We start from the raw sequence: 12,338 nt of genomic DNA, 5'->3' as shown, positions 1-12,338 counted from the left end.
TGTTCTGAGTTCTCAAAACAACCGCAACTGCGAGTCAGTTGGGAGCTTACTTCAGGGTCGCGAGGACCTTGTTGAAGGTTGCCGACGGGCGCATGACCTCAGCGGCCTTGGCAGCGTCCGGACGGTAGTAACCGCCAAGATCGACGGCGGGGCCCTGGACTGCGTTCAGCTCGCCGACGATTGCGTCCTCGTTGGAGGTCAGTTCCTCGGCGATCGGTGCGAAGGCTGCTGCCAGCTCCGCGTCGGAGGACTGCTTCGCCAGTTCCTGCGCCCAGTACATGGCGAGGTAGAAGTGGCTTCCGCGGTTGTCCAGCTCGCCAACGCTGCGGCGCGGGGACTTGTTCTCCAGCAGGAACGTGCCGGTGGCTCGGTCGAGGGTGTCGGCCAGGACCTGGGCACGGGCGTTGCCGGTGGTGGTGGCAAGGTGCTCGAAGCTCACGGCCAGGGCGAGGAATTCACCCAGGCTGTCCCAGCGGAGGTGGTTTTCCTTGACCAGTTGCTGGACGTGCTTCGGGGCGGAGCCACCGGCACCGGTCTCGAACAGGCCGCCGCCGTTGATCAGCGGAACGATGGAGAGCATCTTGGCGCTGGTGCCGAGTTCGAGGATCGGGAACAGGTCCGTGAGGTAGTCGCGGAGCACGTTGCCGGTAACGGAGATGGTGTCCTGGCCCTTGCGGATGCGCTCCAAGGTGAAGGCGGTGGCCTCTTCCGGGGAGAGGATCTCGATCTGCAGGCCCTCGGTGTCGTGGTCCTTGAGGTACTCGTTGACCTTGGCGATCAGGTTGGCGTCGTGGGCGCGGCCCTTGTCCAGCCAGAAGACGGCCGGGGTCTCCGAAGCGCGGGCGCGGGTGACAGCCAGCTTGACCCAGTCACGGATCGGCACGTCCTTGGTCTGGCAAGCGCGCCAGATATCGCCCGGGGAAACCTGGTGTTCGATCAGTACGGTGCCTGCGCGGTTCACGAGCTGGACGGTTCCGGCTGCTTCGATCTCGAACGTCTTGTCGTGGCTACCGTATTCTTCAGCGGCCTGGGCCATGAGGCCGACGTTGGGGACGGTGCCCATGGTGGTGGGATCGAACGCACCGTTGGCGCGGCAGTCGTCAATAACAACCTGGTACACACCGGCGTAGGAGCTGTCCGGGAGGACTGCCAGTGTGTCGGCTTCCTTGCCGTCCGGGCCCCACATGTGGCCGGAGGAACGGATCATGGCGGGCATGGAAGCGTCCACGATGATGTCGGAAGGAACGTGCAGGCTGGTGATGCCCTTGTCCGAGTCGACCATTGCCAGGGCGGGACCTTCTTCGAGGCCCTTGGTGATGGCCGTCTTGACGCCTTCGCGGACATCCTCGGGCAGTTCGTCGAGACCATTGAGGATGGCGGCGAGGCCGTTGTTCGGGTTGATGCCTGCGGCAGCCAGCTGCTTGCCGTAGGTGTCGAACAGCTCAGAGAAGTAGGCCTTCACGACGTGGCCGAAAATGATGGGGTCGGAGACCTTCATCATGGTGGCCTTCAGGTGTGCGGAGAAGAGGATGCCCTCTTCCTTGGCACGGGCAACCTGGGCCTTGAGGAATTCGTCCAGGGCTTCGGCGCGGAGGACGGTACCGTCCACAACCTCGCCGGCCAGAACGGGGAAGTCCTTCTTGAGGACCTTGACGGAGCCGTCTTCACGGACCAGCTGGATGGAGAGGGCATCATCGGCTTCGATGACAACGGACTTCTCGTTGGAGCGGAAGTCGTTCTGGCCCATGGTGGCAACGTTGGTCTTGGAGTCCGCGGTCCAGGCGCCCATGGAGTGCGGGTTCTGGCGGGCGTAGTTCTTCACCGACAGCGGCGCGCGGCGGTCCGAGTTGCCCTCACGCAGGACCGGGTTCACGGCGGAGCCCTTGATCTTGTCGTACCGGGAACGGATGTCCGTCTCAGTGTCGGAAGAGGGGTTGTCCGGGTAGTCCGGGAGGGCGTAACCCTGGGCCTGGAGCTCGGCGATGGCGGCCTTGAGCTGCGGGACGGAAGCACTGATGTTGGGCAGCTTGATGATGTTGGCTTCCGGCTGCTTTGCCAGTTCGCCAAGTTCAGCCAGGGCATTGCCCGTGCGCTGCTCCTCAGTCAGGAAATCACCGAATACGGCGATGATGCGGCCGGCCAGCGAGATATCGCGGGTCTCGACCTCCACACCTGCGGTCGAGGCATACGCTTCCACAATCGGCAGGAATGAGTAGGTAGCCAGCATCGGCGCTTCGTCTGTGTGGGTATAGATAATCTTGGCCATTGGCGGGGTTCTCCCTGAAAGTCTGCAGATTTCAACATCTCTAACTTACCCGAGCGCACCTGTTTGAGGGCCGTTCGTGTCCGGGATCACGCCTTGCGTTACCGCTTTCACAAGCACCTTGCCCGTACCTCCGGACCGTCGAAAAGCGCGACGGCGGGCCTAACAACGGTGGCGACTCCCCGCCGTCGTACCTCCCCGCCAGCCGTCCCGGTCCAAGTGACAGCAAAATATCACAAAATCTGAAACATCTCTTTACAAAGTTGTCACACGGCGGGTAGCTTCGATTCCGTCAGTCGGCGGTCGCCATCACTGGCCGCCTCACTCGCTCGATTAGGTAGGAACAACGTGACAAAAACCAAGACCCTGGCCACAAGCCTTCTGAGTCTGTCCGCCGCCGCGATCCTCGCCCTGGTTGGAACAACCAGCGCAAACGCGGCCCCCGCGAAGGACACCGACTCGAACGGCGCTGCGGTCAGCCGCCACGTAGCCTCAGACAACGGCGCTGCAGACTACTGGACCCCGGAGCGGATGAAGTCCGCCAAGAGCGGCGATGTCCTCGCCAGCAAAGCCCTGCAGCGCAGCGGGCTCTTGAACCTCGGCAAGGCTCCGGTGGCCGAAGCTCCGGGCGCCGTCACCAGCATCGAAGGCCAGCAGGCCGCCGCCGACAAGAACATCAACCTCAAGGTCAACCAGTCCGAGACGCCGGTCAAGCACATCGGCAAGATCTTCTTCACCCTCGGCGGCTCCAACTACGTCTGCTCCGGCAACTCCGTCACGGCAGCGAATAAGAGCACCGTGTCCACCGCCGGCCACTGCGTCAACGAGGGGCCCGGAGCGTACGCCACCAACCTGGTCTTCGTTCCCGCCTACCTGAACGGCTCCGCACCGTACGGCAAGTGGACGGCGAAAGCTCTGTACTCCCCCACCCAGTGGGCGTCCAACGGCAACATGCAGTACGATACCGCCTTCGCAGTGGTGAACACGCTCAACGGCAAGAGGCTCGCCGACGTCGTGGGCTCCTCCGGTGTCCAGTTCAACGCCGCCCGCGGCCTGAGCTACAAGTCCTTCGGCTACCCGGCAGCTGCACCCTTCAATGGCGAATCCCTTAAGAGCTGCTCCGGCACCGCCACCAACGATCCTTACAACCCGCAGTTCCTCACCCAGGGCATCCCGTGCAACATGACCGGTGGATCCTCGGGCGGTCCGTGGTTCATCGGCAACAGCTCCAGCGGTTACCAGAACTCCGTGAACTCCTACGGCTACGGCAGCAACTCCAGCACCATGTACGGCCCGTACTGGGGCTCCGTGATCCAGTCCACCTACACGGCGGCTGCGGCTTCGTAACCGGTCCTTTGTAGCAGGCCCCTGTTAAGTACGACGGCGGCCGTCCCTTTTCGGGGGCGGCCGCCGTTGCGCTGTATGGGCCCACGCCGCCCGGGCTCCCTGGCCGAAGCGCAGCGAGGTTAGGGAGGCGGTGGGGACTAGTGGAAGAAGTGGCGTGCGCCGGTGAAGTACATCGTGATGCCGGCAGCGTTCGCGGCAGCGATGACTTCATCGTCGCGGACCGATCCACCCGGCTGGACGACTGCGCGGACACCGGCGTCGATCAGGATCTGCAGTCCGTCAGCGAAGGGGAAGAAGGCATCCGAAGCTGCCACGGCGCCGCGTGCGCGCTCAGGAGCGCCGGCACCGCTGGCGTTGGAGGCACCGCCGGCACCTTCGACGTCGGACTCCACCTGGACGCCCAGCGTGTTGGCGCGCTCCACAGCCAGTTTGCAGGAGTCGAGGCGGTTGACCTGTCCCATGCCGATGCCCACTGCTGCGCCGTTGTCCGCGAGCAGGATGGCGTTCGACTTGGCCGCCCGGCAGGCAGTCCACGCGAAAGCGAGGTCGGCGAGGGTCTTGTCGTCAGCGGCTTCGCCGGCGGCGAGGGTCCAGTTGGCGGGGTTGTCGCCGTCGGCGTCCACCTTGTCCGTCATCTGGACCAGGACGCCACCGGAAACCTGGCGCATCTCGGAGGGGTAGCGGCCGTAGCCCTCGGGCAGAGCGAGGAGGCGGATGTTCTTCTTCTTGGAGAGGATCTCCACGGCTTCCGGTTCGAAATCCGGCGCAATGACCACCTCGGTGAAGATGTCCGCGACCGTGCGGGCCATGCCTGCAGTGACGGTGCGGTTCGCTGCGATGACGCCACCGAAAGCGGATACGGGATCGCAGGCGTGGGCCTTGGCGTGGGCGTCGGCGATCGGGTCGGCAGCATCAGCGGAGCCAACTGCAACACCGCACGGGTTGGCGTGCTTGATGATCGCTACGGCGGGCTCAGCGAAGTCGAAAGCAGCGCGCAGGGCGGCATCGGCGTCGACGAAGTTGTTGTAGCTCATGGCCTTGCCGTGGAGCTGGTCAGCCTGGGCGATGCCAGCCGGAGCGGCCTTGTCCACATAGAGGGCAGCCTGCTGATGCGGGTTTTCGCCGTAGCGGAGGACCTCGGAACGCTCCAAGGCCAGGCCGGCGTAGGCGGGCCAGTCAATGACGCCGTCGCCGTCTTCGTCCAGGAACTGGCTGGCAGTCCAGGAAGCAACAGCGTTGTCGTAGCTCGCAGTGTGGGCGAAGGCCTTCGCTGCCAGGCGGCGGCGGGTCTTGAGGTCGAATCCACCATGTGCGGCGGCGTCAACAACGGCACCGTAGAAGTTGGGGTCCGTGACGATGGCGACGGCGGCGTGGTTCTTTGCGGCCGAGCGCACCATGGCGGGGCCTCCGATGTCGATCTGCTCAACAACGTCGTCCTGTGCGGCGCCGGACTTCACGGTCTCGACGAACGGGTACAGGTTCACCACCACGAGGTCGAAGGTCTCGATTTCCATGGAGGTGAGGGTTTCCATGTGCGCCGGGACGCGGCGGTCGGCGAGGATGCCGCCGTGCACGCGCGGGTGCAGGGTCTTGACGCGGCCGTCCAGCATTTCCGGGGAGCCGGTGACTTCTTCGACTTCCTTCACCGGAATGCCGGCTGCGGCGATCTTCTTGGCCGTGGAGCCGGTGGACACGATCGCGACGCCGGCTGCGTGCAGGCCCTTTGCGAGCTCCTCCAGTCCCGTCTTGTCGTAAACCGAGATCAGTGCACGGCGGATGGGAACACGGTCAAGCTGCGTCAAGCTCACAAAAGTCTCCGTCTTAGGTCGCGTAGATAGCGCGGGTGGTGTCGCGTTGAGTGGGGATAGGGGCAGTTTATCGTGTTTCGATGGCGGCCTCATTTTGCGTCTCCGGCCCCACAAGGAGTGGCGTGCATCATAGGGTTGACCCATGGATGCCACGGACGTCGTTCTTGTTGCCGACATAGGGAAGAGCCGCTGCCGCGTTGAGCTTCGCGCCGGCGACGAATTGTTGGGCGCGGCAGACCAGCACGGATTCCCCGGAGTCCACGTCGAGAACGGTCCCACCTTGGCGTTCGACCTCGTCTTGGAGACCACCACCCTGCTCCCGCCCGGCCTGCCCATCAGCACCCTCACCGGCGTCGGAGCTGCCGTGGCCGGCGTCGAGGCTTCGGAGGCAAAGTCCCGGGAGCTGGCCACCATGTTGTCGCGGCATTTCGGTGTTCCTGCGGCGGTTCTCTCCGATGCCACTGCTGCCCATCTGGGCGCGTTGCAGGGCGGACCGGGCACCACGCTGATCGTGGGAACGGGTGCGGTGGCATTCCGCTTTGATGAGGCGGGCGTCCTGCACCGGGCCGACGGTTGGGGCCCGTACCTCGGCGATTTCGGCAGCGGACGCTGGATCGGCCAGCAAGGACTCCAGGCCGTTTTGTTGGCGTTCGACGGCGGCCCCGCCACTTCCCTCTCAGCGGCGGCGGGGGCACTCGTTGAATCCCCGACCATGCTGCCCGCCTGGTTGGCCGACATGGACAACCCCTACCGGGCGATGGCTCGCTTCGCACCTTTGGTGCTGCACGCAGCGGAGGCGGGTGACGCCGTCGCGCAGGGCATCGTCAGCGAGGCGTGCCGGGGCCTGACCCGCACCGTACTCCTGGCCGCCAGCGGCGATCCGAGCGGGACGCCGCGCGTGGCCATCCTGGGCGGCGTGGCCAACTCGGAGTTCTTCGAGGGACTCTTGCAGAAGTCCCTGGCTTCGGCTGGGATTGAAGTGGTGGCCCCGCTCGGGGACGGCCTGGACGGCGCCGCCCTCGCAGCGCAGCGCCGCGGGCTCCTCCAGGAAAGGTACATCCACCGTGACGGAACAAACTGGCCCGACTGACGCTGACAAACTCGCAGGTCTCCGCACCGAACTCTCCGGGCTCCAAACCGAGGCTGCAACGGACAGTCTCAAAGACCTGGACATCCTGGGCACGGACGAACTCGTCACTGCCATGCTCGCCCACAGCTCCGGCGTGCATGCCGCCGTTTCCGGGGCGAGTTCCGCGATCGCGCAAACCGTCGACGCCGTTGCGGAGCGACTCCAGCGCGGGGGGCGCCTTTTGTACGTGGGCGCCGGGACCGCTGGGCGCCTGGGCGTGCTGGACGCGAGCGAGTGCCCGCCGACGTTCGGCACCCCGCCGGGACTCGTCGTCGGGCTCATCGCGGGAGGCCCTGAGGCGATCCGGAAACCCGTGGAGTACGCCGAGGACAACGCCACCGCTGGCGCGCGGGACCTGCACCATATCAACGTGACGGAAGCGGACGCCGTCGTGGGTATTACCGCCTCCGGGAGGACGCCCTACGTGATCGGCGCGTTGGAGGAGGCGCGGAAAAGGGGTGCCTTCACGGCGTCGCTGGCCTGCAACAAGGGCTCGGCGGTGAGTCATCTGGCCGACGTGGCGATCGAGGTGCCCGTGGGGCCGGAGTTCATCGCGGGTTCCACCAGGCTCAATTCCGGGACGGCCCAGAAGCTGGTCTTGAACATGATCAGCACGTTGGTCATGGTGAAACTCGGCAAGACCTACGGGAACCTGATGGTCGATCTTCGCGCGACCAACCACAAGTTGCAGGCCCGCTCGCAGCGGACCGTGCAGCACGCCACCGGTGTCTCCGCCTCGGAAGCTGCGACGGCGTTGGACTCGGTTGGGGGTTCGGTGAAGGCCGCGATTCTGGTGTTGCTGACCGGGATGGATCCTGCCGACGCAAAGCCCGCGCTGGAGGAAGCCGGCGGTTTCCTGCGGAGGGCCATCGAAACCCGAAAGTAATGGTGCTGAGGGCCTAAAGTTGCATGCAGGAGGCCTCATGAATACGTACACGACCGTGCCCAGCGGCGAACAAGTGGTGCAGGAACTGCCTTGGCGGTGGAAGGTCCAGGGCAAGATCTTCCTCATTGGCGGCCTCGGCTTCATGTTCGACGCCTGGGATGTGACGCTCAACGGCATCCTCATTCCCCTGCTGTCCAAACATTGGTCCCTGCAACCGGCCGACGCCGCGTGGATCGGCACCTCGAACCTGATCGGCATGGCCGTGGGCGCGTTCGCGTGGGGCACCATTGCGGACACGATCGGCCGGAAGAAGGCCTTCACCGCCACGCTCCTGATCTTCAGCCTCTTCACGGTGCTGGGTGCCTTGGCGCCGGACATCGTGTGGTTCTGCATTTTCCGGTTCATGGCCGGTTTCGGCTTGGGCGGCTGCATCCCGGTGGACTATGCCCTGGTTGGGGAATTCACACCCCGAAAACAGCGGGGCAAAGTCCTCACGGCCATGGACGGTTGGTGGCCCGTGGGCGCGGCCCTGTGCGGATTCGTCTCCGCCGGCCTTGTGGCTTTGTACGGCGATTGGCGCCTGACGATGGTTGTCATGGTGATCCCTGCCCTGCTGGTGTTCTGGGTGCGGCGGTCAGTTCCCGAATCTCCCCTGTTCCTGATCCGGAAGGGTCGTCGCGTTGAAGCGGCTGCGGTGATCGACGGCCTCGTGGAAGCAACCGGCGCCACGCCGCGTGCCTACAGCCTGCCCGAACCAAAGGATGCGCCGCGCCTCTCCCCCGGCAGCGCGTGGCTCCAGCTCCGAAACATTTGGACATTCAACTGGAAGATCACCACTGCGGCCTGGGCGCTGTTCTTCTCCGTGCTGTTGGTCTACTACCTGTCCCTCACGTGGATGCCCCGAATCCTCATTGGCGCCGGGTTCGAGGAGTACAAGGCCTTCGTGACCACGGCGGGGATGGCCGCCGTCGGGCTTTTGGGCGTTATTGTCGCAGCGCTCCTGGTGGAGCGCGTGGGGCGCAAGTGGATCCTGGCCATCACTGGTCCGCTGTCCGCAGTGACGCTGGTGATCGTGGCGTTCGTGGTGGATGTGCCTTCGGCCGCGGTGGCCTGGCTGCTGGTGTTCGGGTTCGTGGTCCAGGTGGCCATTCCCGTCCTGTACGCCTACGTGTCCGAGCTGTACCCCACCGAGCTCCGTGGCTCCGGCTTCGGCTGGGCGTCGACGTTCTCCCGGATCGGCGCCGGCTTCGGGCCCCTCGTGTTTGCCTCCTACTTCTGGCCGGAGTTCGGCTTGGCGACGTCTTTCGCCCTCGCTGGCGGGCTTGTCCTGCTGTCCGTGTTGTGGATGGCGTTCTTCGCCCCGGAGACGAAGCAGCGCGAGCTATCGTAACTGCGCTCTCCCCCTCCCTCCCTTCCCAACTAGGTCGCATTTGTGCGCGTTTAGAGCTCTCTAAACGCGCACTGCTGCGACCTAGATGGGTGACCAGCCGTGTTGCTCGAGCGCGCGCCTGACCTTCCGAACAGCGGTTGTCGCGTCAGTGGTCATGTGGCGCTTTGAGATGCGGACGAGGATCCACCCTGCTCGGGCGAAGTCTTCCTGCTTCTCGATGTCCCGCACGATTTGTTCCGGCTCGGAATGGCCTTCCCCCTCATAGTCGACTGCCACGCGCCACTCGCGGAAACTCAGGTCCGGTTGACGTTCGACGCCGGGACTCAGTTCCGTGCGCACGTTGGCTTCCGCTGTGGGCAGCCCAGCCCGCCCCAGCGCCAGCCTCAGTCGCGTTTCCGGCGCGGAGTCGGCACCGATGGTGATTTCGTCGTCGAAGAACTGGCCCCGATGCCCCACAACACCTCGACGGCGAGGGATCGCCATCGGCTCCGGTCGGGAGATGTGGATGACAGGCTCATTGCTGCCCGGCAGGAAGCCCGGGAACTCCCACAGCAGGAAGGCCGTGGCGTGCGAAGCTGCGGAGAATGCCGTGACCTGGGTGAGGGGCCGGGCCATGTCTGCCAACGAGTGGTCGGCTCCGGACCCGGGCACTCGAATCGCCCTGCTGGGTGAGGCCAGGCTGTGGTGACTGAGCCGCCGTCGTGATATCCCGGCCCGGGCGGCTTCTTGCCACGTGAACGGTGTTGATGACAGCGGATCGGGCAGGGCACTTGGTGTCTTCATGCCCCATGCTGACAAATATCAGAGTGCCGCCGCCCGGTTATCCACAGCCCGTGGCCCTTAGGCGAAATGTAGGTCGCAGCACAGCGCGTTCTGGGCGTTCAAAATGCGCACAAATGCGACCTAGTTGGAGGAAGGGGCGGCGGCCAGGTCTGCGAGGGTCTGCACCAGGAGGCGGCGTTCCACTACCTTGATGCGTTCGTGCAGGGTTTCCTCGGTGTCATCCGTCTGGATCACCACAGCCTCCTGCGCAATGATCGGGCCCGTATCCACCCCGGCGTCGGCCCAGTGCACAGTGCAGCCCGTGACCTTCACGCCGTAAGCCATGGCGTCGCGGACCCCGTGGGCGCCCGGGAAGGACGGCAGCAGCGCGGGGTGGGTGTTGACGTATTTGCCGTCGAAGGCGTCGATGAAGTCGGCACTCACAATGCGCATGAAGCCCGAGGACACCACGACGTCCGGTTTGTAGGAAAGGACCTTGTCGCGCAGGGCGGCGTCCCACTCCTCGCGGGTTTCGAAGGAATTGAAGTTCACCACGAACGTATCGATCCCGGCCTCGTCGGAGCGTTCCACGCCGTAGGTGTCCGGACGGTCAGCGCCGACGGCAGCGATCTCCACGTCCAGTTCACCCGACTTCACGGCGTCGATGACAGCCTGGAGGTTGGAGCCAGTACCGGACACGAGGACAACAATGCGCATTGCACTAGCTTATGGGCGGCTCGCGTAGGCTGGAAAACATGAATCCCGACGTCGGTCCCCGGCCGAGCCCGCAGCCCGGCCCCGAGGCGCAAAAGTCCGCACTTGGCGTGACGCAGATCCTGTTCCGCGCGTTCCTGTTGTCGGCCCTGGGATCGTTCTTTGTGTTCTCGCTGAACGTCAATTACGTGTGGCTCAGTGCCATCCTGACCCTCGCCGGCATCGTCCTGGGGATCGTCGTCCTGGTCCGTGCCGTGAAGTACAAGCATTCCAAGTTGGTGTTGTTCGGGACCATTTCCGGGTTGGTTGTCTCGGCGATCATGTGCCTGCTGATCCTGACTACTGCCCTGTTCTTCAAGCACGTCACAACGTACCAGGACTGCACGCGGTCGGCGCTGACGGAGACCGCGAAGTCGCAGTGCTTGTCCGAGTTGGAAAAGTCGATGCCGGGCGCGTTGCGCTAGCTTCCATCCGCTGAGCGGACGCCGGGCGGCTTAGGCGTGTTCGTCGTCGAGCGCTGGCTCGTCCAGGTTCGCTTCGCGCAGCTTCTGGCTGCGTTCCAGCCACGGCCCCACTGCGTAGCCGATCACGACGCCGATGCCCACCTCGGCTGCCACCCAGACTGCCGTCCACAGCGGGTTGGGGCCAATTTCCGTGAGCCGGCCAATCCCGGCCGAGCCGCGGGCGATCCACGCCAGCGCACCGCTGAGCGCCCCCGCAACTACGCCGATGAACGCACCAAGGAACAGGGTTGAAGCGGCGGCCGTGAACCACCGGGCTTTGATCTTGATGGACAGCCACTCGTCAAAGTGGTTCTCGCCCTCACGGAGGAACCACCAGCCGGCCAGGATGCCGGCCACCACGGGGAGGGCGAGGGCCATGCCGCCGAGGTCGAGCTGGCCCGCGGGAAGCGCACCGAAGATGGGTACAGCAGGCAGGGGTCCGACGGCGGATCCCAAAGGTCCGACGGTGGAGCCCACGCCGAGCGAGAAGCCTGCGCCGGAGGACCATGCGAGGGTGAAGATCACCAGGTTCGGCAGGAACCCGAGCTGCGCAATGGTCAATACGGCGCCGCCCAGGGCACCGGCTTTCAGTCCTTCATAAACGGCGATGATGTCCGTCCAATGCCACACGATGTCCACGGCAAGGAGCAGGGCTGCCAAGGAGACAGCGGCCATGGTGGCCACGAACCCGGCCTTCAACGCAGAGCCGACGTACGACCCTGCCCAGCGTGAATGCTGGCTGGTCTTGGCCAGCCACGCGACGGCGTCGACGCCGATGAGGCGGCTCCACGAACCGGCCTCACGCCGGGCGCCGAGCACCATGCCCAGGCCGAAGGAAATCAACGGGATGGTCATCGCCAACCACAGGTTGATGACCACGTCCGGGGTGCGGCACACGAAGCCCGTTGCGGTCCCGAAGGCGGCATAAACCACGGACGCGCCAAGAAACGCCTGCCAGAGCTGGTCGGTGTAGGAGGCGCGGGCAAGCCTGCGGCCGGCACGCCATGCCAGAAGAAAAGGAATGAGCGTCAACCCGAGCGGGATCAGGGACAGCATTCCCGAACCCGGCTGGGCCGCAGTCCCAAGGTTCACCTGCGCCAGATGCAGCGGAACCCCGTGGATCAGGAGCCAGGCTTGCCCGGCCAGGCGAGCCAAAGCATCGACGTTCCGGTTCTGGAATCCGTCCGTGGCCCACACTCCCACCAAGGGAAGCACCACAACGATGGCCGAGAGGATTGCTGCCTGCCCCGCTTCCAGACCACCCTGCAGCCAAAGGGGCATCGGGAGGCCACGGTTTCCGGTCTGATCAGCGCGCAGTTTCATCGTGATCTATCGTGCCACGGGGCTCCCCGCTCCCCCGGCAGGCACTCGGCGGAACCCCCATTTTCCGTGCAATTTGGGCATCAAGGCCGTAAAATTGGAAAAGGCGTCACAGACTTCAGAAGGCCCGGAAAAAGTCGAAGCCGGGAACTAGGAGCGGCCAATGAATAAGTGTCACAACTGATAACAGAACGTCGTACTAGCAGCTGGTGCAAC

Annotated in this window: 10 protein-coding genes; 5 read left to right on the top strand and 5 right to left on the bottom strand. The window is 64.8% G+C overall.

Translation table 11 applies throughout. The features are described 5' to 3' along the window. Window positions 1-46: 46 nt before the first annotated feature. Complete coding sequence (locus RI444_RS05495; RefSeq protein WP_062095630.1) at window positions 47-2,266, bottom strand: NADP-dependent isocitrate dehydrogenase; 2,220 nt, start codon at window positions 2,264-2,266, stop codon at window positions 47-49. Window positions 2,267-2,611: 345 nt separating this feature from the next. On the opposite strand from RI444_RS05495, the gene RI444_RS05490 reads away from it, so the two are divergent. Continuing rightward, window positions 2,612-3,610, top strand: a complete 999-nt coding sequence (locus RI444_RS05490; RefSeq protein WP_062095628.1) for a trypsin-like serine peptidase — start codon at window positions 2,612-2,614, stop codon at window positions 3,608-3,610. 137 nt (window positions 3,611-3,747) lie between these two features. Here the strand turns inward: RI444_RS05490 and purH are convergent, their stop codons facing one another. Further along, on the bottom strand, window positions 3,748-5,418 hold the full coding sequence (purH, locus tag RI444_RS05485) for a bifunctional phosphoribosylaminoimidazolecarboxamide formyltransferase/IMP cyclohydrolase (protein WP_179011663.1): 1,671 nt from the start codon (window positions 5,416-5,418) through the stop codon (window positions 3,748-3,750). A gap of 142 nt (window positions 5,419-5,560) precedes the next feature. Here purH and RI444_RS05480 point away from each other — a divergent pair, with 142 nt between their 5' ends. From RI444_RS05480 to RI444_RS05470, 3 genes are read left to right on the top strand one after another with little or no spacing between them, the layout of a single operon-like run. Further along, a complete protein-coding gene (locus tag RI444_RS05480) occupies window positions 5,561-6,508 on the top strand; it encodes an N-acetylglucosamine kinase (RefSeq protein ID WP_207604988.1) in 948 nt (315 codons plus the stop codon). Beyond that, entirely contained in the window at window positions 6,483-7,433 is a 951-nt protein-coding gene (gene murQ / locus RI444_RS05475; RefSeq protein WP_062095622.1) for an N-acetylmuramic acid 6-phosphate etherase, read from the top strand. The genes RI444_RS05480 and murQ overlap by 26 nt, the downstream gene beginning before the upstream one ends. Before the next feature lie 37 nt (window positions 7,434-7,470). After that, window positions 7,471-8,823, top strand: a complete 1,353-nt coding sequence (locus RI444_RS05470) for an MFS transporter (RefSeq protein WP_021474106.1) — start codon at window positions 7,471-7,473, stop codon at window positions 8,821-8,823. A gap of 81 nt (window positions 8,824-8,904) precedes the next feature. Here RI444_RS05470 and RI444_RS05465 read toward each other — a convergent pair whose 3' ends face one another. Together RI444_RS05465 and purN are read right to left on the bottom strand one after the other, a co-directional pair. After that, window positions 8,905-9,606: an endonuclease domain-containing protein gene (locus tag RI444_RS05465; protein ID WP_207604989.1), complete on the bottom strand. Its 702-nt coding sequence runs from the start codon at window positions 9,604-9,606 to the stop codon at window positions 8,905-8,907. Window positions 9,607-9,726: 120 nt separating this feature from the next. Beyond that, entirely contained in the window at window positions 9,727-10,302 is a 576-nt protein-coding gene (purN, locus tag RI444_RS05460) for a phosphoribosylglycinamide formyltransferase (RefSeq protein WP_207604990.1), read from the bottom strand. Between the two features lie 11 nt (window positions 10,303-10,313). Between purN and RI444_RS05455 the strand changes: the two genes are divergently transcribed. After that, window positions 10,314-10,763 (top strand): hypothetical protein, encoded by a 450-nt coding sequence (locus RI444_RS05455; protein ID WP_031217079.1) that lies wholly within the window; start codon window positions 10,314-10,316, stop codon window positions 10,761-10,763. A 30-nt stretch (window positions 10,764-10,793) separates the two neighbouring features. Here RI444_RS05455 and RI444_RS05450 read toward each other — a convergent pair whose 3' ends face one another. Beyond that, window positions 10,794-12,125 (bottom strand): DUF6350 family protein, encoded by a 1,332-nt coding sequence (locus RI444_RS05450; RefSeq protein ID WP_062095618.1) that lies wholly within the window; start codon window positions 12,123-12,125, stop codon window positions 10,794-10,796. Between the last annotated feature and the right edge of the window lie 213 nt (window positions 12,126-12,338).

It is taken from the genome of Paenarthrobacter sp. AT5, assembly GCF_032764245.1.
GTDB lineage: Bacteria > Actinomycetota > Actinomycetes > Actinomycetales > Micrococcaceae > Arthrobacter > Arthrobacter ureafaciens.
The sequence above is the reverse complement of the archived record's forward strand: the minus strand, read 5'-3'. Positions and strand labels throughout refer to the sequence as shown.

Bases quoted from the DNA above. Each gene is read 5' to 3' on its own strand.
- RI444_RS05495 (WP_062095630.1), bottom strand. From the start codon at position 2,266: ATGGCCAAGATTATCTATACCCACACAGACGAAGCGCCGATGCTGGCT.
- RI444_RS05480 (WP_207604988.1), top strand. From the start codon at position 5,561: ATGGATGCCACGGACGTCGTTCTTGTTGCCGACATAGGGAAGAGCCGC.
- RI444_RS05470 (WP_021474106.1), top strand. From the start codon at position 7,471: ATGAATACGTACACGACCGTGCCCAGCGGCGAACAAGTGGTGCAGGAA.
- RI444_RS05465 (WP_207604989.1), bottom strand. From the start codon at position 9,606: ATGAAGACACCAAGTGCCCTGCCCGATCCGCTGTCATCAACACCGTTC.
- purN (WP_207604990.1), bottom strand. From the start codon at position 10,302: ATGCGCATTGTTGTCCTCGTGTCCGGTACTGGCTCCAACCTCCAGGCT.
- RI444_RS05455 (WP_031217079.1), top strand. From the start codon at position 10,314: ATGGGCGGCTCGCGTAGGCTGGAAAACATGAATCCCGACGTCGGTCCC.
- RI444_RS05450 (WP_062095618.1), bottom strand. From the start codon at position 12,125: ATGAAACTGCGCGCTGATCAGACCGGAAACCGTGGCCTCCCGATGCCC.